The sequence below is a fragment of the Corallococcus sp. CA053C genome (assembly GCF_003611675.1).
Lineage (GTDB): Bacteria > Myxococcota > Myxococcia > Myxococcales > Myxococcaceae > Corallococcus.
Window position 1 is genome coordinate 1 of record NZ_RAWA01000119.1, and the last position, 23,474, is coordinate 23,474.

18 protein-coding genes are annotated in these 23,474 nt (G+C 70.4%); 6 read left to right on the forward strand and 12 right to left on the reverse strand.

The annotated features are described in order from the left end of the window. Positions 1-56: 56 nt before the first annotated feature. Together D7V97_RS17720 and D7V97_RS17725 are read right to left on the reverse strand one after the other, a co-directional pair. Positions 57-1,307: an SLC13 family permease gene (locus D7V97_RS17720; protein WP_120611827.1), complete on the reverse strand. Its 1,251-nt coding sequence runs from the start codon at positions 1,305-1,307 to the stop codon at positions 57-59. Between the two features lie 52 nt (positions 1,308-1,359). Continuing rightward, positions 1,360-2,121 carry a hypothetical protein gene (locus D7V97_RS17725; RefSeq protein WP_147444848.1) on the reverse strand — a complete coding sequence of 254 codons (762 nt, stop codon included), beginning with the start codon at positions 2,119-2,121 and terminating at the stop codon, positions 1,360-1,362. 301 nt (positions 2,122-2,422) lie between these two features. Between D7V97_RS17725 and D7V97_RS17730 the strand changes: the two genes are divergently transcribed. Both D7V97_RS17730 and D7V97_RS17735 read left to right on the forward strand, forming a co-directional pair. After that, positions 2,423-4,840 carry a DEAD/DEAH box helicase gene (locus D7V97_RS17730; protein ID WP_199728842.1) on the forward strand — a complete coding sequence of 806 codons (2,418 nt, stop codon included), beginning with the start codon at positions 2,423-2,425 and terminating at the stop codon, positions 4,838-4,840. Positions 4,841-4,856: 16 nt separating this feature from the next. Then, the gene (locus tag D7V97_RS17735) at positions 4,857-6,581 is read left to right on the forward strand and encodes a ribonuclease H-like domain-containing protein (RefSeq protein WP_120611829.1); all 1,725 of its coding nucleotides are present in this window, start codon (positions 4,857-4,859) and stop codon (positions 6,579-6,581) included. On the opposite strand, the gene D7V97_RS17740 is transcribed toward D7V97_RS17735, so the two are convergent. The 3 genes from D7V97_RS17740 to D7V97_RS17750 are packed head-to-tail and all read right to left on the reverse strand — an operon-like array spanning position 6,569 to position 8,524. Continuing rightward, positions 6,569-7,108, reverse strand: coding sequence for a hypothetical protein (locus D7V97_RS17740; protein ID WP_120611830.1), 540 nt, complete (start codon positions 7,106-7,108; stop codon positions 6,569-6,571). The two genes, D7V97_RS17735 and D7V97_RS17740, sit on opposite strands and share 13 nt — an antisense overlap. Before the next feature lie 29 nt (positions 7,109-7,137). Continuing rightward, on the reverse strand, positions 7,138-7,833 hold the full coding sequence (locus tag D7V97_RS17745) for a hypothetical protein (RefSeq protein WP_233582917.1): 696 nt from the start codon (positions 7,831-7,833) through the stop codon (positions 7,138-7,140). A 19-nt stretch (positions 7,834-7,852) separates the two neighbouring features. Then, on the reverse strand, positions 7,853-8,524 hold the full coding sequence (locus tag D7V97_RS17750; RefSeq protein WP_120611831.1) for a hypothetical protein: 672 nt from the start codon (positions 8,522-8,524) through the stop codon (positions 7,853-7,855). Between the two features lie 250 nt (positions 8,525-8,774). Between D7V97_RS17750 and D7V97_RS17755 the strand changes: the two genes are divergently transcribed. The 3 genes from D7V97_RS17755 (at position 8,775) to D7V97_RS17765 (ending at position 12,709) form a co-directional block, all read left to right on the forward strand. Then, entirely contained in the window at positions 8,775-10,109 is a 1,335-nt protein-coding gene (locus D7V97_RS17755) for an OmpA family protein (protein ID WP_120611832.1), read from the forward strand. A gap of 98 nt (positions 10,110-10,207) precedes the next feature. Further along, positions 10,208-11,560 (forward strand): WGR domain-containing protein, encoded by a 1,353-nt coding sequence (locus D7V97_RS17760; RefSeq protein WP_120611833.1) that lies wholly within the window; start codon positions 10,208-10,210, stop codon positions 11,558-11,560. 12 nt (positions 11,561-11,572) lie between these two features. Next, positions 11,573-12,709 carry an STM4014 family protein gene (locus tag D7V97_RS17765; protein ID WP_120611834.1) on the forward strand — a complete coding sequence of 379 codons (1,137 nt, stop codon included), beginning with the start codon at positions 11,573-11,575 and terminating at the stop codon, positions 12,707-12,709. Here the strand turns inward: D7V97_RS17765 and D7V97_RS17770 are convergent. The 4 genes from D7V97_RS17770 to D7V97_RS17785 are packed head-to-tail and all read right to left on the reverse strand — an operon-like array spanning position 12,676 to position 17,084. Further along, positions 12,676-13,575, reverse strand: a complete 900-nt coding sequence (locus D7V97_RS17770; protein WP_120611835.1) for an STM4011 family radical SAM protein — start codon at positions 13,573-13,575, stop codon at positions 12,676-12,678. The two genes, D7V97_RS17765 and D7V97_RS17770, sit on opposite strands and share 34 nt — an antisense overlap. Then, the gene (locus tag D7V97_RS17775) at positions 13,572-14,885 is read right to left on the reverse strand and encodes an STM4012 family radical SAM protein (protein WP_120611836.1); all 1,314 of its coding nucleotides are present in this window, start codon (positions 14,883-14,885) and stop codon (positions 13,572-13,574) included. Before D7V97_RS17775 ends, D7V97_RS17770 begins: the two co-directional genes overlap by 4 nt. 9 nt (positions 14,886-14,894) lie before the next feature. Beyond that, on the reverse strand, positions 14,895-15,692 hold the full coding sequence (locus tag D7V97_RS17780; protein WP_120611837.1) for an STM4013/SEN3800 family hydrolase: 798 nt from the start codon (positions 15,690-15,692) through the stop codon (positions 14,895-14,897). 9 nt (positions 15,693-15,701) lie between these two features. Continuing rightward, positions 15,702-17,084, reverse strand: a complete 1,383-nt coding sequence (locus D7V97_RS17785) for a hypothetical protein (RefSeq protein WP_120611838.1) — start codon at positions 17,082-17,084, stop codon at positions 15,702-15,704. Between the two features lie 216 nt (positions 17,085-17,300). Here D7V97_RS17785 and D7V97_RS17790 point away from each other — a divergent pair, with 216 nt between their 5' ends. Beyond that, entirely contained in the window at positions 17,301-19,589 is a 2,289-nt protein-coding gene (locus tag D7V97_RS17790) for a S8 family serine peptidase (RefSeq protein WP_120611839.1), read from the forward strand. Here D7V97_RS17790 and D7V97_RS17795 read toward each other — a convergent pair. From D7V97_RS17795 to D7V97_RS17805, 3 genes are all read right to left on the reverse strand, one after another. Beyond that, a complete protein-coding gene (locus D7V97_RS17795; protein WP_233582918.1) occupies positions 19,576-21,054 on the reverse strand; it encodes a hypothetical protein in 1,479 nt (492 codons plus the stop codon). The two genes, D7V97_RS17790 and D7V97_RS17795, sit on opposite strands and share 14 nt — an antisense overlap. 47 nt (positions 21,055-21,101) lie before the next feature. After that, positions 21,102-22,568, reverse strand: coding sequence for a hypothetical protein (locus D7V97_RS17800; protein ID WP_120611840.1), 1,467 nt, complete (start codon positions 22,566-22,568; stop codon positions 21,102-21,104). Between the two features lie 137 nt (positions 22,569-22,705). Beyond that, positions 22,706-23,200, reverse strand: coding sequence for a peroxiredoxin (locus D7V97_RS17805; protein WP_120611841.1), 495 nt, complete (start codon positions 23,198-23,200; stop codon positions 22,706-22,708). Positions 23,201-23,474 lie beyond the last annotated feature (274 nt).

The window sequence follows — 23,474 nt, forward strand, 5'->3', positions numbered from 1 at the left end:
AGCGCCAGCTTCCCCCGGGCGAGCTGCCGGATCCGGACGCCTGACGGTGACGGCGGCTACGGGAAGAGGGCGTGCTCGGCGAGGAGCACGCCCAGCCCCACGACGAAGCTGATCAGCGTGACGGGCACGCCGACGCGCAGGTAGTCCATGAAGCCCATGTGCGTCTTGCCGCGCGCGGCCTCGAAGACGATGAGGTTGGCCACGCTGCCCACCAGCGTGAGGTTGCCCGCGAGCGTGGAGCCCAGCGCCAGCACGTGCCACGCGAGCTCCGGCTCCTGCATGGCCGGCACCCACGCGCGGGCCAGCATCACGAAGGGCACGTTGCTGAAGAGGTTGGAGGCCACGAGCGTGAGGAACGCGAAGCCCAGCGTCTCGCGCCACGGCGGCCCGGCCATCAGCGGTGAGAACAGCAGGCGCATCTCTTCCGCCCAGCCCGCCTTGTGCACCCCGTGCACCACGACGAAGAGGCTGGCGAAGAACAGCAGCAGCACCCAGTCCACGCGCTCCAGCGCCTCGCGCGAGTCGTGCCCGGACAGCGCCATCACCAGCACCCCGCCCGCGAGCGCGCTCCAGCTCATGGGCAGCCCCGCGAAGAACGCCACCACCACGCCCAAGAGCACGCCCAGCGCCAGCGTGAGCAGCTTGCGGTCCACGTCGATTGGAGGTGGGTGCGCGGTGAAGCGCGTGGACGGCAGCTGCTTGCGGAACAGGTACAGGAGCGCGATGGCCACGATGGCGGTGGACAGCAGCGCGGGCAGGGCCATGTACGCGGCGAACCGCGCGTAGCCCAGGCCGGACGCGCCCTGGATCAGCATGTTCTGCGGGTTGCCGGTGAACGTCGCCACGGAGCCGCTGTTGCTGCCCATGCACACCGCGAGCAGGTACGGCGCGGGCGGCAGGCGCGCGTCCTCCACCACCACGAGCACGAGCGGCGTGAGGAACAGGCACACGGTGTCGTTGACGAGGAACGCGGACAGCAGGGCGCTGACGAAGGTGACGGCCACCAGCAGGAGCCGGGGCGTGTGGGCGACGCGCAGGGCCCTGGCCCCGGTGGCGCGGAAGAACTTCGCCTGCGACAGGTACGCGGCCAGCAGCATCATCCCGAGCAGCAGGACGAGCGTGTCCATGTCGATGGCCTGCTGGCCACGGTCCGCGCTGTGGCCGAACACCTCCGCGGGGGTGACGACACCCGCGACGACCATCAGCGTGGCGCCCAGCAGCGCGCCTCCGGGACGGTCCAGCTTGAGGAAGGGCAGCCGCGCCCCGGCGATGAAGATGTACGTGAAGAGGAAGATTCCGAGCGCCACGGGCGCGGCACACTAGGCCGCGCCCGTGAGGCAGTCGAGTGCTGGAACTCCGTTACTGGTTGGGAATCTGGCCGCCGCAGCCGCCGCCGCCTCCGACGACCGGGCGCTGCATGAAGTGCACGGCCTCGGCGCTCTGGAGCGAGCTCACCGCACCCTGCGCCTCGTCAGGGCTCGTCGTGTAGACGGTGAGGAGGGACTGGCCCTCCTTCACCTCCACCGGGATCTCGAAACGGGCGCTCTTGCCCGGGGCGAGGACGAAGCTGCCTTCGCTCACCGGCCGGAGCTGCGCCATCAGCTTGTCGTTCATCGTGGACAGGGCCTCCAGCGGCAGCGGGCCGTCCACCACGAGGAAGCGCACGTCCCGGATCCGGATGTTCACCTGGGCCTCCAGCACGTTGGTCAGGTCGATGATCGGGAAGCCGCCCGTCGTGTACGTGAGGTTGTGGAACACGTCGAGGATGACGCTGTTGCGCAGCCGGCCGTGCGCCTTGTTGGTCCAGTACATGTCCTTGATCTGGCTGGTGCAGTCGGACGTGCTCCAGCCCACGTGGATGGTCTTGCCCGGCGGGATGGGCGTGTCGATCCCGTCGATGTTCATCCAGTGGATGACCGTGTCCCCGGAGGCCGTCGGGGTGACGGTGCGCTGCGTGAAGTGACCGATGAGCGGGCCGAAGGTGTAGCCGTCGAAGGTGGCGGTGACCGTCTCCGTGCCATTGAGGACGACCGCGACGTCGTAGGCGGTGGTGGTGCCCGTGTTCTTCAGGTCGACGTTCTTGTCGTACGCCGCCGCGCTCTGGGCTGCGAGCGCCAACATGAGAGCCGACATCCGGAGGCCGAAGTTCTTCATGTTCCATCCGCCAGGCCTGCGCCACGGGGGGGAACGCGGGAGCGCGTCGTCCGGGAACAGGAAGGCACGAATAAACAGTGCATTCAGAATGCCAATGAATCTCCGCCCGGGCCTACATGGGTGCGAGGCCGGGTGTGTAACGGGAAAGGCTACGCGGAGGCGCCCGGCTGTAGCGGAAGCGGTCAGTCCCCTCGCGTCAGGCGCGGTGCGGCAGGGGACGTGACGCGCGTTGTCCTTCCCGGTACACGTCTGTACAGTGCCCGGCCCTATGAAGCCCGAGAAGGAAACCGAGGCTTTCTCCGGCCCCCGTCGCTCACCGTGGTCGGGGGCTCGCGGGCTGGACGCCGTGCTGGACGGGTGGCGCAAGGACCGGCAGGTGTGGCCGAACATCGTCCACGACGCCGTCACGCCCGCGCGCACGGGAAGCTTCGCGCCGCTGCCCGACGATTTGGCGCCGCAGGTCCGGGAGGCGCTGCGCAAGCGGGGCGTGGAGCAGCTCTTCTCCCACCAGGCGGAGGCGTTCGAGCGGGCCCGGGATGGCGAGAGCCTGGTCATCGCCACGCCCACGGCCTCGGGCAAGAGCCTCTGCTACAACCTGCCGCTGCTCCATCGCTTCGCGACCGAGCCGGACGCGCGGGCGCTCTACCTGTTCCCCACGAAGGCCCTGTCGCGCGACCAGGAAGAGTCGCTGCGGGCCTTCATGCGCGAGGCGGGGTTGGGGCACGGCGCCATCACCTTCGACGGCGACACGCCGGGGGATGCTCGGCGGGCGGCCCGTGAGCGCGCGGGCGTGGTGCTGACCAACCCGGACATGCTGCACACGGGCATCCTGCCGCACCACGCGAACTGGGCGCGGCTGTTCGCGAACCTGCGCTACGTGGTGATTGACGAGCTGCACACGTACCGGGGCGTCTTCGGTTCGCACCTGGCCAACGTGCTGCGCCGGTTGCAGCGGGTGGCGCGGTTCCACGGCGCGTCGCCCACGTTCATCCTGGCGTCGGCGACCATCGGCAACCCGAAGGCGCACGCGGAGCGGATGCTGGGGCGCGAGGTGGCGCTGGTGTCGGAGAGCGGGGCGCCGTCCGGCGAGCGGCGGGTGATGGTCTACAACCCGCCGGTGGTGAACGCGGAGCTGGGCATCCGCGCCAGTTATCTCAAAAGCGCGGTGCGGCTCACCGCGGACCTGGTGCGCGCGGGGGTGTCCACGCTGCTGTTCGGACAGTCGCGCAACAACGTGGAGGTGATGCTCAAGTACCTGCGCGACCGGTTCGTGGAGGAGAAGTTGGATCCGTCGCTCATCCAGGGCTACCGGGGCGGCTACCTGCCGGGCACGCGGCGCGCCACGGAAGCGGCGATGCGCGCGGGCGAGGTGCGCTGCGTGGTGGCCACCAACGCGCTGGAGCTGGGCATCGACATCGGCTCGCTGGACGCGGTGGTGTGCGCGGGCTACCCGGGCTCCGTGGCGGCGCTGTCGCAGCGCTTCGGCCGGGCGGGGCGCCGTGGCATGGGGAGCCTGGCGTTGCTCGTCACGTCCAGCGCGCCGTTGGATCAGTACTTCGCGGCGGATCCGAAGGCGCTCACGGGGGCGCCGGTGGAGCACGCGCGCATTGATCCGGACAACGTGGAGATCCTGGTGCAGCACCTGAAGTGCGCGGCGTTCGAGCTGCCCTTCGAGGAGGGGGACGCGTTCGGCGACGTGCCGGTGGAGAACACCACGGAGGCGCTGGACTTCCTCACGCAGCACCAGGTGGTGCACCCGTCGCAGGCGGAGGGTGGGCGGCGGATGTTCCACTGGTCGTCGGACGCGTACCCGGCGCACCACGTGTCGCTGCGCAGCGTGGGCTGGGACAACGTGGTCGTCATCGAGCGGGGCAGCGACCGGACGCTGGCGGAGATGGACTTCCGGTCCGCGCACACGCAGCTGCACGAGCAGGCCATCTACCAGCACGATTCAGAGCAGTACCAGGTGGAGATGCTGGACCTGGAGAACCACAAGGCGTTCGTGCGCAAGGTGGCGCCGGACTACTTCACGGACGCGATGACGAACGTGCGCGTGAGCGTGATTCAGGAGGACCAGGGCGCGCCGCTGGGCCCGACGCTGCACGCGGGGCTGGGCGAGGTGTCCGTCATCGAGAAGGTCGTGGGCTACAAGAAGATCAAGTACCACACGCATGAGAACGTGGGTTACGGCGACGTGCGACTGCCGGAGATGCAGATGCACACGTCGGCGCTGTGGCTGACGGTGCCGGAGTCGGTGGTGCGCACGATGGACGCGCCGAGGCCCGCGGTCATCGACGCGTTGCGCGGCTTGGGCACGGCGCTGCGCACGGTGGCGTGCGTGGGGTTGATGAGCGACCCGAGAGACCTGGGCCGGACGCTCGGCAGCCGGGACGAGCCGGACGGTCCGCCGCGCAAGGAGGGTGGGGTGGGCTTCGAGCCGACGCTGTTCCTCTACGACAACGTGCCCGGCGGCGTGGGGCTGGCGGCGCGGCTGTATGATCAGCGCGAGGAGCTGCTGCTGCGCGGACGCAAGCTGTTGGAGTCGTGTCCGTGCGAGGACGGGTGCCCGGCGTGCATCGGGCCGGCGGCGGGTGGACAGCCGGGGAGCGCGCCGGTGGGGACGCATCCGCGCAAGAGGTTGGCGCTGGACCTGCTGGCGGCGCTCGGCGTCGCTGGGGTGCAGTGAGGAGCACGGACGGCGCATGGACCTGAAGCGCAAACTGTCGCGACTCACCAGCGCGGGCCCGGGCGGTTCACGTGCGCCCACGGCCACGGTGAACCCCGTGGTGGAGGGTGGCTCGCCGGCGGTGGACGTCGCGCCCGGGGCCTCCCTGCCGGCCGGGGAAGGTGCACGGGCCGCGCTGCGCCAGGCGGTCGCGGAGGCGCGGAGCCGGAACGAGGCGTCATCGGGAGTCGCCGCAGTGGCGGTCGCGGAGGCGCGGCTCCGGAGCGAGGCTTCAGCGGGAGTCCCCGCTGTTGAGGAAGCAGGGACGACCACCATCGCGGAGGTGTTGGTGGAGGCGCTCCGCAAGCGCCTCTCGATGGACGGCGAGCCGGGGCCTTCGCTCGATGGGGCTCACGGGTTGATGTCCGCTGATGCAGTCCCTCCGGTGGCGCGCGATGCCGGAGAGAGGACGGACTCCTCCGGCCTCGTGGACCTGCGTGAGGAAGCGCGGCGACGGTTCGCGGCCAAGAAAGGGGGCGTCGCGGAAGGCCCGGTGGATCCCCGGGTGGCATCGCTGCGCCAGATGCTGTCGTTCTGGGCGGAGCGCCAGGGCACGGCTTCCGCACGGCGTGCGGTGGCCCCTGCGCCCGAGCCCCGGGCACTGCCGGTGGAGGCGCGCTCGACGCCGTTCGGCACGGTGCACGTCGCGGATCAGCTCTATCCACCGGAGCATCATCACGGCACGGCGCCGGTCGCGGCGGCGCTCGACGTGGAGTCTCGGCTGGTGGCGAGCCTCGCGCTGCATCCGGAGCTGGAGTCGGTGGACTTCACGCGGATGTTGATGCTGGACACGGAGACGACGGGCTTGGCGGGAGGCACGGGCACGGTGCCGTTCCTGGTGGGGCTCGCGTGGTTCGAGGGTCGCGCCCTGCGTGTGCACCAGCTCTTCCTGCGGCGGATGGGCGAAGAGGCGCCGATGCTGCGCCTGCTGGCCGAACGCATGGCCAGTTCCTCATGCATGGTGACGTTCAACGGCAAGAGCTTCGACTGGCCGCTGTTGCGCACGCGCTTCGTGCTGAACCGGGTGCCGGTGCCGCCGGAGCTGCCGCACCTGGACCTGCTGCACTGCGCGCGGCGCGTGTTCAAGCACCGGGGCGAGGGCGCGCGGCTCGTGCACCTGGAGGGGCAGGTGCTGGGGCACCACCGGGTGGGGGACGTGGACGGGTCGCTCATCCCGGAGCTGTACTTCCGCTTCCTGCGAGGCACGGACGGTTCGGAGCTGGTGCCAGTGCTGGAGCACAACGCGAATGACCTGTTGCTCCTCGCGGCGCTGCTGGGAGACCTGGTGCGCCGCTTCCGAGCGGACGGGACAACGGAGCGGCAGGACCCACGGGATCTGCTCGGCTTCGCGTTGGTGGCGGAGCGCGCGGGCGACACGGAGCGGGCCTTGTCCTTCGCGAAGGCCGCGGCGGAGGGTGGTGGTACCGTCGGCATGGAGGCGCTGGTGCTGGCCTCACGGCTCGCACGGCGGGCCGGAGACGGTGAGACGGCAGTGGCGCACCTGCAACGGGCGCTCACGTACGCGCGGCCCGGCCAGGGCGCGATGCTCCACCTGTCGCTGACGAAGCTCTACGAGCACTCACTGAAGGACCTGCCCCGGGCCCTGCACCACGCACGGCTGGCCGCGCCGGTGGAGCTGCCCGCGGACCACCAGCTCCGGCTGGAGCGACTGGAGCGCAGGCTGTCCCGTCAGGGCGTCTGAGCGTCAGGCGTTCCCGCGTCGGAGGACCCCAGGAAGGGCAGGGGGGCCAGGCGTCGCGGGTCGAACGACGGAGAGACGCCGGGCTCCGCTTTCTCGAAGACCCCTGCATCGACGGGGGCCGTGTACGGCTCCATTCCATCCAGCACGCGCCGCAGGATGCGTCCATCGCGACTGATGGCATACCGGGCACCCGAGTCGAGTCCTGGATGCGCCTGTCCGCATGTGGCGGGATCCTCGTCGATGCGGACGAAGATGATTCCTTCACGTTGGATGACCCGGAAGACGTGGGACGCTTGCCGTTCGGTGCACGGCAGATCAGTCCGGCCTTCAGGGAGGAAGTCGTTGGCTGCCAGGGTCAGTGCGCGGAAGACAACCCCCTCCATCAAGAATGGCTGCCTTGCGTCCGCAACCTGAAGCGGGGCCTGCTCGAAGAATCCGGGGAAGTGGATCGAGGGATCATCTTCCACGGGCACGGATGCGGCCACGATGGCGCGAGTGCACCCGATGGCGGCGAGCCCCAGCAGCAACGATGCGTATCGCTTCATCGACCGAGCCCCTATTCGCGCACGATCCGATAGCGCGTGTCGTCCAGCCACTCCACCCGACCGATGACCTGACGTCCCCAGGCGTTGTCGTCTCGAAGCCATCGCAACAGCTCTCCCGTCGCCGGGATGTACTGGAAGAACCCATCACAAGGAGGGTTCTCCAAGCTACTCGACAGCGAGAAGAAGGCGACGATGGAGAGAGGAACCAGACCTCCCTGCGTCTTGACGGTCACTCCATGCTCGGCCGCCATGGCGACGATGAACCGGATGTCGAGATCCGACAGCACGTTGTCATAGGGGTGGTTGTGCAGGACGAACACGTAGCCCAGGCTTCCGGGGGCGTACCGGGGATCATTCACGGTCGAGGGGAGGTCGCAGGTGCGCTTGCGTGACTCGTCATGCAGCGGCCCGGCCGCGAGCATGCTCATCTCGAACTTCCGGTCCGGCGTGTAGTACAGCCAGGCGCAGTACTCGCGAGAGAGTCTCCAGCGAAGCTGGAAGTTCTGCTCGGTCGCCCTGCCAGCAGTGGCGTGTGGCTTGCCCAGGATGAGCGGACACGCGGCCTGCAATGCATCCGAGAACGTGTCGAACGGGCCAAAGGCCGGCATGGGGCCCGGGATGCTGCTCAGGGGAGCGCCTTCGGTTCCCTGGACGACGCCCGGGATGCGCTGAGTGGAAGCACAGCCGGTGGTCATCACCGCCAGCATCGCGACGAGACGCCAATCCTCACGGCAACACATGGCGCAGTTCCGATATCCACGCGACGAGCAGGCGCTGCGTGCCCAGCCTCACCCGTGCATCGCTCCCTAGCGTCCAGTTGTGGATGCGCGAATGACCATTTCGCTCAGGGGCGGGCAACGGCACCGACGCATGCACCAGCACCACCCCTTCGCCTTTCGACAGTGGCAGGTCCACGTACTTCCTCGCCCACAGGTACCGGGCGGACGCCTCCGGTCCCTCCACCTTCTCGATGACCGTCTCGATGGGGATGGGATCCTCCTGAAGTCGGACCTCCATCGGCATCCCCGACGCCAACTCCGTGCGGAACCGTCCCGGGAAGATCGCGGTGAAGGAGACCCGCGCGACGCCGGGGTCCAGCAACGACATCACGGACTCGCCCCCCTTCATCTCAACCCCCGGCGCCACCAACTCCATCTTCACCGTCGCCGCCCGGGGGGCTGGGACCTCCACCACCACGCCCGCCGCCGTCTCCAGGCGCGCCACCACCTCTCCGGCCGCGACCTGCTTGCGCCTCCCCGTATCCACCCACACCACGCGCCCCGCGACAGGCACTGGGACGTCCACCCGCTCGCCCATGTCCACCTCCACCAGCCCGTACGCCTTGCGGTCCACGCGCATCGTCGCCACGAGCGCGACCAGCGTGACCCCGGCCCCCATCACGCTCCAGGCCCACGCTCTGCGTGAAAGGAAGGACGTCGTCGGGGTAGGGGCAGGCTTGGGATCCATGCCCCCCGAGGATGAGCCAACCCGGCGCCCCCATGCCAGCACGGGGCGGAACGTTGAATTCACGGCGAAGCCCTCAAGACGGAGGGCAATCGGGGCCGCCGAGCAGGCCTGTCGCGCCCGCCTGCACCCTCTACAGGGCTGTATCCCTGCATCGTCCGGAGCCCACCTTGTGCCATGCTGCGTGCGCCTCGTGGATTCCTCCTTCTTCAGAATCGGGTCACTGGTCCTCGCGGGACTCTTCGCCCCTGGTGCGCTCGCGGCTGAACCCACGCGCGAGGATCAGGTGCGCGCCGAGCTGGAACGTCAGCTCCGCGCCCTGGTCCCCGAATCCCCCTCCGAAGTGCAGCTGCTCTTCGAGGGCTTCAAGCCCGAGGACGGCTACCGCCTCGTGGAGACCGACTTCCTCCTCGACGGACAGCCGCTCGCGGTGCCCTCGCTCGAGGAGCTGAACGCGCCCGGCCTCCACCGCCTCGCCGTGATGAAGGTCGAACCGGGGGACCACACCCTCGTGTCGCGCGTCACGTACACCAATGGCTCCTGGAGCCTCTTCAGCGAGACCAACGGCTTCCTCTGGAAGATCACCGCGTCCGTCGGCTTCCAGTCCCAGCGCGGGCTGCGCGTGAACGTGAAGGCGTCCCCGGCCATCGTGCCCAACGCGCCGGATCCGCGCCTCAAGCTCAAGCTCACCCACGCCGTCACCGCGGAGATGATCCAGCCTCCACAGGACGAGCCCGCCGTCACCCCGGTCGACGCCGGCTCGCCCGTGAAGTCCCCGCCGGACGCGGGCGCTCCCGTGAAGGTGGTCCAGCCCTCGGTGCCCGACGCTGGCGTGAAGCCCACCACGACCGTCGTCTCCGTGACGCCGCCCGTGGAGCGCACGCCCGTGGCCACCGGTCGCCTGCGCCTCCAGGTCACGTCGAAGAAGCCCACCTCCGCCACCGCCTTCGTGCGCGGCACGGGGGAGCCGGTGAAGCTGGTGGTCCCCACCGCGCCCGGCCGCAAGCCCCAGGACGTGCCGCTGTCCGCGGGCGCGTACACCGTGGACCTCATCGCGGACGGGTTCCTCGCCCAGACGCGCCAGGTGGAGCTGACCGCCGGCGCCGAGTCCTCGCTGGCCTTCGCCCTGGTCCCCGCGCCCAAGGCCACCCAGGCCGCGAAGGTGCTGGAGGACCACATCGAGCTGCCCCAGCCGCTCAGCTTCGATGAGAAGAAGCCCGTGCCCACCAAGTCCACGCTCACGGGCCTGGAGCTGCTCGTGGACCTGCTCGTGCGCCAGCCCAAGGCCCGCCTGCGCATCGAGGGCCACACCGACGGCCGTGAAGTCCCGCCGCCCGCCCGCCAGGGCCTCTCCGATGCCCGCGCCCGCGCCGTCGCGGACATGCTCGTGCGCGCGGGCGTGGCCCCGTCCCGCGTGGAGGCCGTGGGCATGGGCGACCGCAGCCCCAAGGCCCCCAACCTCATCCCCCGCGGTCGTGAGCTGAACCGCCGCGTGGAGCTGGTGCTGATCCGCCCCTGACGCTCAAGCCGCGCGCTTGAGCTTGTCGTCTTGAGCTTGTCGGGGGCCTCCTCTACCGTCCGGAGCGTTCCGCTTCGCTGCCTCGGGAGGGTCGCGCCATGCCTCGGTACGAGTTCACGGAAGGCAGCTCCAGCAAGTTCTGGGAGATCCGCCAGGAAGGCACCACGCTGATCAAGCGCTGGGGCCGCATCGGCACCGATGGCCAGGAGAAGAGCGAGACCTTCGACTCCAAGGCGGAGGCGAAGAAGGCCTACGACGCGCTCGTGAAGGAGAAGGAGGGCAAGGGCTACACGCTCGTCGAAGGGGAGGGTGGGGACGACGAGGCCCAGGCCGAGTCCGCGTCCCACCCGGACCTGGAAGCCGCCATCCTCGCCGCACCCGACGACGTGAAGGGCTACCTCGCCTACGCCGAGTGGCTCAAGGGCGAAGGCGATCCGCGCGCGGAGCTCATCCTGCTCCAGCATGCCGCGCTGGACGCGCCCGCGGCCGAGTCCGCCAAGGCGCGCAAGCAGGCCGCGAAGTACATCGAGGCGCACGCGGGTGAGCTGCTGGGCGAGGACCTGGCGGAAGCGGTCTCCGAGGAGACGCTCAAGCTCGAGTGGCACCTGGGCTTCATCCGCGAGGCCCGCGTGGGGCAGGTGGACTACGACTCGACGGCGGATGTCCCGGAGGTCCTCCGCAAGCTGCTGGCCCACCCGTCCGCGTGCTTCCTGCGGAGCCTGACCCTCGGCATGGCCTGCTTCGACGGCGAGAACGAGTACCACGACACGCTGGAGGTACTCGGGAAGGCGAAGCCGTCCAAGGCGCTGCGCCACCTGTTCATCGGCGACTTCGAGTACCCCGACGACACGGAGATCTCCTGGACGCACGTGGGCAACCTCCAGCCCCTCTACCGCGTGTTCCCGGAGCTGCGGGAGCTGCGCGTGCGCGGCGGGAAGGTGGAGCTGGGGAAGATCGACCTGCCAGAGCTGCGCTCCTTCACCGTGGAGACGGGCGGCCTGCCGCTGGGCGCGGTGAAGTCCATCGTGAAGGCGAAGTGGCCGAAGCTGGAGGCGCTGGAGATCTGGTTCGGGTCGGACAACTACGGCGCGGAAGGCGGGGTGAAGGACCTCAAGCCGCTGCTCGACGCAGAAGGCGTACCGAACCTCCGGAAGCTCGGCCTGCGCAACGCGGAGTTCACCGATGCGCTGTGCGAGGTGCTGCCCAAGGCCAAGGTGCTCGCGCAGCTCCAGGAGCTGGACCTGTCCATGGGCACGATGACCGACACGGGCGCCCACGTCCTGGCGACGAACCCGACGGTCTTCCGGCGCCTCAAGACGCTGGATGTCTCCGAGAACTTCCTCACGAAGGAGGGGCAGAAGCTGGTCGCGACCGCTGCCCAGTCGGTCATCAGCGGCAAGCAGCGCGTGCCCTACGACGAGGACTCCCGCTACGCCGCCGTAGGCGAATAGCGCCGGGTCCCCATGTCCGCCGCGCCGCCGTTCCTCCTCATCGGCAACCCCGGGAACCGGCGCGTCACGCTCTTCCAGGAGGCGCTGATCCGCGCCGGGCTCCCTCCCGCGCACGTCGTGTCCTGGGAGACGGTGGCCCGCACGCCGGACGTGCTCCTGGAACTTCCCGACACGGAGCACTGTGTCCGCATCGACGCGGCGGGCGAGGACGCGGAGGTGGAGCGCGCGCTCCTGAAGCGCGGCCACGAAGACGCCCTCACCGCCGGCTGTGACGTCGTGACCCCGGAACAGGTGGACGCGCTGCCTGCCGAGCATGGCCGCGTGCTGTGCCCCCGGCAGCACCACCTGGGCTTCCTGCGCGTGCTGGAGGACCTGGCGGCCCGCTTCGCCCAACGTCCCCACTGGCGCGTGTGGTCGAAGCCCTCGGCCATCGCGGACCTGTTCGACAAGCGCATCACGTCACGCCGGTACGCGGCCCTGGGCATCCCCGTGCCGCCGTATCTCGAGGATGTCACCACCCCGGAGGCCCTGCGCCACGGGATGCGCGAAGCGGGGTGGCGCGAGGTGTTCGTGAAGCTGTCGTGCGGCTCGTCCGCGTCGTGCCTCGCCGTGTACCGATTGGGGCGCACGCCAGGTTCGGAAGGATCGCTGCTCACCAGCCTCCACCGGGGTGACACCGGCTGGTTCAACTCACTCAACGTGCGGCGCGTCTCGGACGCCGGAGAGGTGGACGCGGTGCTGTCCTTCCTCCTGCGCGAGGGCTCCCAGGTAGAACAGGCCCGCCCCAAGGCGCGGCTGGGCGGGGACGTGTTCGACTGCCGCATCCTCGCGGTGCGCGGCGAGCCCGTCTTCACGGTGGTGCGCCAGAGCCGCCACCCCATCACCAACCTCCACCTGGGCGGCTATCGCGGCGACCTGGACGCCTTCCACGCGGCGGTGCCTCCGCGTGAATGGGAGGCCGCGCTGGAGAGCTGCCGCGCCGTGGCCCGCGCGCACGACTGCCTTCACGTGGGCATCGACCTGATGTTCGAGGAGTTCTTCCACGGCCACCGCGTGCTGGAGGCCAACGCCTTCGGAGACCTGCTCCCCGGCCTCACACGCGACGGCCTGTCCGTCTACGACTGGGAGCTCCGCGAAGCGCTGCGCTGAGCGCCGCCGTCCCACAGCCGCGTCGCCGGCACGCGCTCCAGCAGCCCCGAGCCGAACACCCGGTCCAGCTCCAGGTACTCCAGGTGCACGTAGCCGATGTGACACCCGCACGTGTCCTTCGAGCACGGGCGCGGCTTCAACGCCTGTTCGAAGTCCGGGGCGTAGAGGTTGCCCAGCGGCTCCTTGATGAAGTGGCACCGGTACGCGGTGCCGTCACCGTCCACCGACAGCACGGACTCGCCCGCGCGGCAGGCCCTGCCCAGGCTGGGATGGCGCGTGTTGTTCACCGGGAAGAGCGGGTCGATGCGCGCGAAGCGCTCCACATCCTCCGGCGTGTACGCGTCCAGGCCGTCCTTCACCGCGTTGATCCACAGGTACGTGTCCCGGGGCAGCTCGCGGCGCAGCGCCTCTGCCTCGTCCGCGAAGCGGCGGAAGCCCACCATGCCCGCGCTGTGCCGCACGCCCTGTTCCGACAGCCGTTCGCACTGCGCGAGGAAGCGCGAACGCTTCATCCACTCCGGATGGTACGTGGCCCAGATGCCCAGCTTGTCGGTGCGACAGTCCGTGAGCCAGTCCAGCCGGCAGGAGAGGTTCGTCTGCACCGCCGCGCGCTCCACGTGGGGCAGGTGCGTCAGCCGCGCGAGGGCCTGCTGGTACCAGGGCCAGATGAGCGCCTCGCCCCACGGCGTGAAGAAGACGGACACGGTGTCCTGCGTGCGCGACTCCACCCACGCGAGGAACCGCTCCAGATCCGCGCGGTCCTTCGTCAGCTCCTCCTCGCTCTGCTTCCACTTGCCGAAGGGGCAGTACTCGCAGCCGTAGTTGCAGCCGGACAGCGGGCCCCGGTAGAGCACGGTGAGCTTCATCGCCAGGCGTACTCCCGCATCCGCGCGCGCACGGCCTCGGAGTCCAACCACGGACCGATGAGGTCCGAGCGCTCCACGCCCGCGTCCGTGAGCTGGAACACGCCAGCCACGTCGCGCGCCAGCCCGTGGGCCTCCAGCTCCGCGAGCATCGGGAAGTCCGCTCTCGCCTCCGTGCCGAAGCGCTGGCGGTACTGCACCGGGCACACGCCTTCCGCCAACAGCGACAGCACGACATGCCGGTGACGCTGCTCGGCCGCGTCCAGCACGAACCCGTAGCGCACCTCACCGAACGACTCCGCGTCGCGTTCGCTGTACGCCTGGATGATGCCGCGCACCTCGCGCGAGGCGACCGCGTATTCGGACGAGTAGTGCACGTCCCCCGCATACGAGCGCGCGCCCACGCCCAGCCCCACCATGCCGTCCTCCTGGCAGCGGTACACCGGGCCCCGCGCGGCCGGCGCGTGCTTCGCGCGGAACATCCGCATCGACACCTGCGAGTAGCCCTCCGCGAGGAGGAAGTCCCGGCCCGTGCGGTACAGCGACAGGCGCAAGTCGTCCCACGCGCGCGACTTCTTCCCCAGGAAGGTGAGGGGGCGCACGTAGAGCGGATAGAGATAGACCTCCTCCGGCGCGTACCGGAGCGCGGCCCGCAGCGACTGAAGGAACGTGTCCGGCGTCTGGCCCTCGATGCCGTAGATGAGATCCACGTTGAGCGTCGGGAAGCCCGTGCTCCGGAGCAGGTCCAGCGTGGCCTCCACCTGCGCCGTCTTCTGCGGCCGGCTCACCGCGGCGACCTCCGACTCCAGGAAGCTCTGCACGCCCATGCTCACCCGGTCCACGCCCCGGGCCTTGAGCACCGCGGCCTTCGCCGCATCCACCGTCTCCGGCGACACCTCCACGGACATCGGCACCGCGCGCGGATCCACGCCCAGGTCCGCCGCCAGGTCGAACACCGTCTCCAGCCCGGGCACGTCCAGCAGGGTGGGGGTGCCGCCTCCGATGGCCGCGCGCGCGAACGTGGCCGGGCCCAGCGCCTGCTTCACGCGGCCGGCCTCGCGCTTCAGCGCCGCGAGCCACGCCTGGACGACGTCCTCCTTCGGCCCCGCGGCGGTGAAGAGGTTGCAGAACCCGCAGCGCATCTCGCAGAACGGCACGTGCAGGTAGAGGAACAGCGCGTCCCGGCGCTCCTTCGCCCAGACGTCCTCCAGCGCCAGCGCGGGCGTGAGCGGGCGGTAGGCCGTCTTGTGCGGGTAGCCGTAGAGGTACGCCACGTACGGCGTCCCTTCGAGCATCGACTCCAGGCGCGTCATGGCCGGAGTCTACGGCAGCACGAACTCGCCATAGGGCACCGTCCACACCACCGGGTGCCCCAGCCGGTGCCCCGAGTAGCCGTCCTCGCCGTACGCCGTCCCGTGGTCCGAACACACGATGCAGAACGCCGGCCCCCGCTGCCGCAGCGCCTGGAACAGCGGCGGCAGCTGGTGGTCCACGTACGCCAGCGCCGCCCCTTGCGTCTCCTTCGAGTCCTCCGTCGCCCCGGGCACGTAGTGCCGGTTCGGCTGGTGCAACGCGGAGACGTTGATGAACAGGAACACCCGCTGCTCCCGGGGCAGCGCACCCAGGATCTTCACTGCGAGTGATACCTGATTTTCCGTGGAACGGGGCTCGGTGACGCCCAGCTCCGGGGCCCAGTGCGCTTCCGCGAAGAGGCCCGGGAGCACGCGGCCCAGGGGGTTTCGCAGGTTGAAGAAGCCCGTCCCGCCAATGCACACCGTGTGGTAGCCGCGCCCGGCGAGCCCCGTGACGATATCGGGCGCGTCGAGCACGCAGGTGCCCGGGCCCGTCGTCTCACTGCCCTCGAAGCGCAGGGCGAAGGGGCGCGGGTGCCGGCCCGGCGTGACGGGGGTGGGGAGGAAGCCCGCGAAGAAGGCCTGGTGCGCGGCGTAGGTGAAGCTCGCCGGGCTGTGGCGCTCCTCCCACCGGCCGCCGGGCAACAGCGCGGCCAGGGTGGGCGTCTGGCCGCGCTCCAGCGCCTCCCGGGCCACGTCGAACCGCAGCGTGTCCAACGTGAGGAAGAGCAGGTCGTGCGTGCCGACCTTCGCGTTGAGGTCCTCCATGCGGAGGGACTACGAGATGCTCGGCACTTCGTCGAACTGGGGCAGGGACGGGGTCGCCGCCGGGGCCTGCGTCGCCTCCAGCGCGCGGCGCGGGGCGTTGGGGTTCTGGGGGTCCACGGTCGCGTTGAAGAGGCTCTGGGCGAAGGCCTGCTGCCCGCCCTGCGACAGCGCGCGGAAGGCGGCGTCCATCGGGCGCTGACCCGACGCGAGGCCCGGGCCCATCGTGCGCTCCAGCAGCGTACGGGCCTGCTGCTCGTTGAGGCGCACCGTCAACGGGGCGCCGTTCTCCGCGTCCGCGTCGTTGCTGGAGAACGCACCGCGAGCCATGCGCGCGGCGGTGGGGTCGGTGAAGTTGAGCTCGTAGTCCACCTGCGCGGGTTGGCCCGGCGTGGTGGTGGTCGTCGCGCGCACCGAATCGTTGATCCGCGTCTCCGCGCGGCCGTTGCCATCCGCGCCCACCGCCATCTCCACGGACTGGGTGCCGCCCGCCACGTTGCGGTCCGTCTGGCGCACGGTCTGGTTGCCGTCACCGTCCGCGCCCAGGTTCGTTTGCCGCTCGGTGGTGGCCACCTGCCGGCCCAGCACCCGCGCCTCGCGGTTCTGCTCCAGCCCGTCCGTCGAGCCCACGTTGCTCACGCCGGGGCCGTTCTGCGAGGGCAGCTGGCCGGTGCGCAGGAACTGCTGGTACGCGGCCTGGCCCTCCGGCTGCGTGATGTTGAAGTCCGCCGTGCGCGTGTGCTCCAGGCGCTGATCCTGCCGGCCCTCCAGCCCGCGCACGTTCGTCGCGTCCTGCTGCCGGCCCAGCGACGTCACCGACGCGCGCAGCGTGTCCTGCGACGTGCGCTGCAGCTCGTAGCGCTGCGTCTGGGTGCGGTCGTACGACGTGCTGAGCCCCAGCGTCTCTCCCAGCCTGCCCGGCCCCGCGCGCACACCCGCGTTGAAGCCCGCCTGGCCCTGGACCTCCGCCCGCGCGCGCGTGCCCACCGGCCACGTCTCCGGGGCGGCGGGGTTGGGGAACTCACCGTTGCGGATGGCCTCCGTCGCCGCCTGCCGGGGCACCTCCACGCGCAGGCTGCCCGACGCTCCGAACGAACCGCCCGCCGTCACCGGACCCAGGCGCGTGGGGACGCCGCCCGAGCGCGTGGAAGCGCGGTTGCCCACCTGGCCCCGGGCCTCCAGCACGAAGTTGTCGCCCTCCGTGGTGACGCGCGCCCGCCCCGAGGGACGCAGCGCCGCGGCGGGGGAGAAGGTGTCGCGCTCGCGCTCGGTGTTGCGCGGGGCCTGCTCCGTGGCCGGCGTGCGCGGCTGGGCGGCGGGGCTCCGGTTCTCAACGGGCGTCGCGGAGGTGCGCGGCAGGGGTGCGGGGACGGGGCGGTTGGAGATGGAAGTCATGGGTTCCAGTTTATCGGGCCTTCCCACCGGAATGTTTCCGCTCACGGTGTAGGACTCACACTCCTGAGGACTGAGAGCGGTTTGAGTTCCTGCGACACGCCGGGAAAGGGATGCCCGCAGCGCAAAAAGCACGCCCTGTTGCAACTGAGTGGCATGACTTGAAATACGGCCATTGTGCGTATTACAGGTTTATCTCACTTTGAAGGGAGTGCCGACATGCAGGACTTGCGGAAGCGGTTCTCGACGTCCCCCCGTCGCTGGCGTCCGGTCACCGCGCTGGTGCTGGGCTGCACCTTCGCGGTTCCCCTGAGCGCGTTCGCGGTGGATCGGACACCTCCGTCGGCTTCTCGCGCGGCGACTCCGGGCGCGGCGGTGGCCACCTCCCTGAAGGCCGGCGGCAGCACGCTGGCGACGCCGTCGGGCCTGGTGTTCCACCAGACGGCGCGGCCCGTCAGCGCCCTGCGCACCCTGGACGTCGTGGCGGACTCCGGCGTGCAGCTCCACGTCTGGAAGGAGCGTCAGGCGGACGGCACCGACCGGGCCTATTCGGCGTACACCCGGGGTGGCACCGAGCTGATGGGGCGCGTGCAGGAGGAGCAGTACCTCATCCGCTTGCAGGAGGCGTCGTTCGACCCGCTCGCGCGCAACGCGCCACTGCTGGGCAACACGCTGGTGGCGGACCGGGACAACACGCTGTCACTGGTGCAGTTCCACGGCACGCCGCTGCCGGAGTTCCGGGAGACCATCGAGCGCGCGGGCGGCAAGGTGCTGCGCTTCCTGTCGGATCACACCTACCTCGTGGAGATGACCCCGGAGGTCCGCGCGCGCGTGGCCGGGCTCCCCGCGGTGCGCTGGGTGGGGGACTACCACCCGGAGTACCGCCTGGAGCCGGTGCTGCGGGACGCGCTGCTCGGGCGGGCGGCGGCGCTCGCACCCCAGCGCTACTCCATCATGCTGGGCGAGCGCGGCGCGGAGCGGCAGGGCCGCGTGACGGCGCTGGTGGAGCGACTGGGCGGCAGGGTGGAGCTGGTGGAGCCGGGCGGCCTGCGCGTGGAGGCCACGCTCAACCAGGAGCAGCTGGGCCAGCTGGTGCGCGCCAACGAGGTGCAGTTCGTCGACCGCTGGGGCGGGCCCGGCGAGGTGGACATGGACATCGTCCGCGCGACGGGCGGGGCCAACTACATCGAGACGCTCAAGGGCTGGAACGGGCAGGGCGTGCGCGGTGAGGTCTTCGACACCGAGCTGCGCACCACCCACCGCGAATGGCCCACCGCGCCCATCATCCACAGCGTGGGCACGACGTCCGGTTCGCTGCACGGCACCAGCTGCTACAGCCACAACTTCGCCAAGGGCGTGGACCCGCTGGCCAAGGGCATGCTGCCGGGCGGGCAGGGCATCTTCTTCCTCTACAGCGAGTCCACCCAGTTCGGCGGCACCAAGTCGCGCTACACGGCGAACCAGGAGCTCATCAACCCCGCGGGCCCCTACCGCGCGGTGTTCCAGACCTCCAGCGTGGGCAGCGCGCTGACGACCGCGTACACCACGCTCTCCGCGGAGACGGACGACTACCTGTTCAAGGCGCCGCTGCTCAGCACGCAGTCGCAGAGCAACTCCGGCACGCGCAACTCGCGCCCGCAGGCGTGGGCGAAGAACATCGTCTCCGTGGGCGGCGTGAAGCACTACAACACGCTGGCGCGCACGGACGACAACTGGGGCTCCGGCGGCAGCATCGGCCCGGCGGCGGACGGCCGCATCAAGCCGGACCTGGCGTTCTATTACGACAACATCCGGGGCGCGTCCGGCTCCACCGACTCCAGCTACACGGAGTTCGGCGGCACCAGCTCCGCGACGCCGCAGACCTCCGGCCACTTCGGCCTGCTGCACCAGATGTGGCACCAGGGCGTGTGGGCCGGGTTCGGCGGCAAGGCGGACGTCTTCACCAGCCGCCCGCAGATGGCCACCGCCAAGGCGCTGATGATCAACGGCGCCGCGCGCTACAACTGGACCGCGGGCGGGAGCAACGCGGACGTGGACCGCTACAAGCAGGGCTGGGGGACCTCCGACCTCAAGCGCCTGTACGACCGCGCCGCGAAGACCTTCATCGTCGACGAGACGGACGTCCTCACGCCGCTGGCCGTCAAGACGTACAACGTCAGCGTGGCCGCCGGTGAGACGGAGCTCAACGTCACGATGGTCTACACGGACCCCATGGGCACCGTGGGCGCGGCCCGGGCGCGCATCAACGACCTGTCCCTGCGCGTGGCGTCCCCGTCGGGCGTCGTGTACTGGGGCAACAACGGGCTGACCGCCGGCAACTTCTCCACCGCCGGCGGCGTCTCCAACAAGGTGGACACCGTGGAGAACGTCTTCATCCAGAACCCCGCCGCGGGCACCTGGAGGGTGGAGGTCCTGGGTGACGAGATCGTCCAGGACGCCCGGCTGGAGACGACGGCCGTGGATGCCGACTACGGGCTCGTGGTGAGCGGCGGCGTCAAGGTGCCGTAGCAGGCTTCTGCGGCGTGCCGTGGGTGGCCAGGGGCTTCTCCGGGCCACTCGCGGCGCGCTGGATGACGGGCAGGGACGCGCTCAGCTTCCCCAGGTAGAGCCGGCCGTGGAAGCCCGTCTCACTGGGGGCGGCGAAGAGCGCCACCTTCCGGGGTGCGTCGGGCTCCTGGCGCACCTCGGCCGTCGGGTTGATGCCGTGCACGTCGCAGTCCACCTGCTGCCAGACGTTGAAGCGGCAGCCGTAGTGCGCCCCGCGCTCGAAGCCCGCGTCCAGCGCCCGCACGGACGCTGGGGGCAGGGCCTTCGTCAGCCGCGCGCCCAGGGGCTCGAACTTCGCGTCCCAGCCCACGGTGCCCGTGCGCACGTGCACGTCGCCCGCGAGCACCAGCAGCCAGGCCTCCGGGTGCTCCTGGCGGAAGGCGAGCAGGTGCTTCGCCATCTCCTCCTCGCGCGCGTTGCCGGAGGCCGTGCTGGAGTCGAACGCCACCAGCGAGACGGCGTGTCCCTGCGCGCGCAGGCGGCGCGCGGCCTCGATGAGGTGGAGCATCCCCGCGCTGCTGCGGCCGTCCTGGTCCACGCGGCGCCAGAAGTCGCTGACCACCAGCAGGCGCTCCAGGTCCGCGTCCCCGCCCGGGCTCGCCAGGTATTCGTCCAGCACGGCCTGATCCCCCGCCGGCATGGACAGCGCCAGCGCCACGGGCAGCTTGCGCTCCGTGGCGTCACAGAGCATGCGCGCGGCGGCCTCCGGCAACTGCCGCGTGCCCAGCGGATCCGCGACGAGCACCGTCTGCCCGGAACCGAGCAACGGCGCCACGCCCTCCAGCGGCTCGCCGCAGCGCGGGGCCGCGTCCGGGGTCGCCGCCTCCCAGCCGGCCACCTTCACGGAGCGCACCGGCGCGGATGCCTTGCCGCCCACCAGCTCCAGCGACGGCACCATCTCCAGCCGGGCCAGGACCTTGCGCTCCTGGGGCAGATCGCGCGTGCCCCGGCGCAGCTTGAAGCCCTCCATCTCAGGGACGCCTTCGAAGGTCTGCCGGGAGAACTCGTTGTGGGTCTCGAACTGGGTGTAACCCTTGAGCCCCGGCCCCAGGCTCCCCGGCTCGGCGAGTACCTCGACGGCCTGGTCCGCCTCCCGGTACTGGAGCCGGAAGATGCGGATGACGGACTGACGCGGGCCCACCGCCTCGCCGCGCACCAGGTAGCGCTCGAAGGTGCGGTTGCCCTTCTGGTTCACGCCGATCTCCCACGAGGCGGAGTACAGGTCGCTGGAGGCCTTCTGCTCGAAGACATCCAGGCGCTGCTCCTCCAGCACCCGGCGGGTGACGAACAGGGCCTCGTCCACCGGCACCAGGAAGACCTTCTCGACGGTGGGGACCGGCTCGGTGTCCACCGGATTGCCGTCCAGCCCGCGCGACAGGCTCGCGCACCCCATGCACATCAGTCCCAGCGTCCAATACCAGCGCATGTCAGCCCCCTGTCTGTCGTCCCCAGCCTACAACGGACGGGGCACTGTCAGGGATTGGGGGAGGGCGTCTCGCGTTGCTGGGCGACAGAGCGGGTCGTGCCGGCTTCCGCGCGCTGGATGACGGGCGGGGATGCATTGAGCGCCCCCACGTAGAGCCGGCCGTGGAAGCCCTTGTCGCTGGGGGCGGAGAACAGCGCCACCTTGCGCGGCGTGCCGGGCTGCTGGCGCACTTCCTCGGACGGGCTGAGCGCATAGACATTGCACTCCACCTGCTCCCAGACGTTGAAGCGGCAGGAGTACTGGGAGCCACGCTGGAAGCCCACCTCCAGCGCCTTCACGGGGGAGGAGGGCAGGGCCTTCATCAGCCTCGCGCCCAGCGGGTCGAAGTCCTTGTTCCAGCTCACCGGCTTCGTGCGCACGTGCACGTCGCCCGCGAGCGCCAGCAGCCACACGTCCGGGTTCGCCTTGCGGAAGGCGATGAGGTGCTTCGCCATCTCCTCCTCGCGCGCGTTGCCGGACGCGGCGCTGGAGTCGAACGCCACCACCGTGACGGCGTTGCCGTGCGCGCGCAGCCGCCGGGCCTGTTCGATGAGGCGCAGCAGCGCGCTGCTGCTGCGGCCGTCCTGGTACACCCGGCGCCAGAAGGAGCTGGCCACCAGCAGCTGCTCCAGGTCCGGGCCGTGGCCCTCGCTGGCCAGGTAGTCGTCGAGCGCGGGCTGATCCTCCGCCGGGATGGACAGCGCGAGCGCCACGGAGAGCTGGTGCTCCGTCGCGTCGCAGAGCATCCGCGTGGCGGCCTCCGGCAGCTCGCGCGTGCCCAGCGGATCCGCCACCAGCACCGTGTGCCCAGCGGCGAGCAGCGGCGCCACGCCCTCCAGCGGCTCACCGCACTGCGCGGCCGCGTCCGGGGCCTCCTCGTTCCAGCCCTCCACCGACACGGAGCGCACCGGCGCGGACGTCTTGCCGCCCACCAGCTCCAGCGACGGCACCATCTCCAGCTTCGACAGCAGCTTGCGCTCCAGCGGGAGGTCGCGGATGCCGCGCACCATCTTGAAGCCCTCCATGTCCGGCACGCCGTTGAAGGTGACGCGCTCGAACGTCTTCTGGGCGAGGTACTTCTCCTCCTCCTCGACGCGGTCGTTCAGCCACTTGGGCTTCTGCTCGATGTTGGTGTCCTGCTCGCGGTAGCGCAGGCGGAAGACGCGGATGACGGACTGACGCGGGCCCACCGCCGCGCCCTTCACGAAGTAGCGCTCGAAGGTGCGGTTGCGGGGCAGGTTCACCCCCGGCTCGTGCGCGGAGGTGTAGAGCTCGTGCTCGCCCTCGCGCTCGAAGACGTCGTAGCGCCGCTCCTCGAAGAGGTGCCGCATGGTGAGCAGCGCCTCGTCCAGCGGCACCAGGTACACCGTCTCCTCGGTGGGCAGCTCCTCCTGCGACAGGTCCTCGTCGTGCAGGTCTTTCGTCAGGCTCGCGCACCCGACGCACAGCAGTCCCAGCATCCAATGCCACCGCATGATGTGACCCCCGGCCGGCCAGCGCGTCCCATGCCGCCCGCGAACGGGCGGCGGTGTCCCGGGCTTCGGGACCTGGAGGCCTGGAGCCAGTGTAGCGGGAAATACGGTCTGTCCGTGTGTCTCGGCGTCTCAGTGTCTCAGCCCGGACGGGCGGGCGCGGCTCCCTGACCCGTGAGCGACCGGACGACTTCCAGGGCACCGGAGACGTGCTTGCGCACCTGCATCTGCGAGTCGAACGCGTAGCGGATGGTGCCCGTGCGGTCCGCGATGAAGGTCACCCGGCCCGGCAGGAGCCCCAGGAAGTTGGTGCCCACCCCGAAGGCCTTGCGCGCCGCGCCATCCGGGTCGCTCAGGAGGCGGAAGGGGAGCCGGTGTTTGGCGACGAACTTCTCATGGGACTCCGCGGAGTCGCTGCTGATGCCCACCACGTCCGCGCCCGCGTCCGTGAAGTCCTGGTACTGGTCCCGCAGGCTGCACGCCTGGACGGTACAACCCGGGGAGTCGTCCCGCGGGTAGAAGTAGATGACCAGCACCTTGTCACCCACCAGGTCGCGCAGGCGCACAGGTGCGTTGCCAGGCCCCGACAGCGTGACGTCCGGAACCGCATCCCCTTCGTTCAGCATCTTGGCCATGGCACCCGTCTCCTCGGGGCGGGAGCATGGACCGCGCGCCCCCTGATTCGCAAATCAATCATCCGGAGGGGCCCGGCGGGTTGCCCGGGCTTCAAGGGCCTGGGCATTCTTTCGGGAAATGCCGTCACGTGACCTGCTGGACACCGAGGAACCCCGGCGGGGCGCAGCGCGCACCATCGCGCCGGAGCGGCTGTACCTGCTGCTGCTGGAGGGCAACACGTCCACGGTGGTGCCGCTGCCCGGAGAGGGGTCGGTGGTCATCCTGTCTCTTATA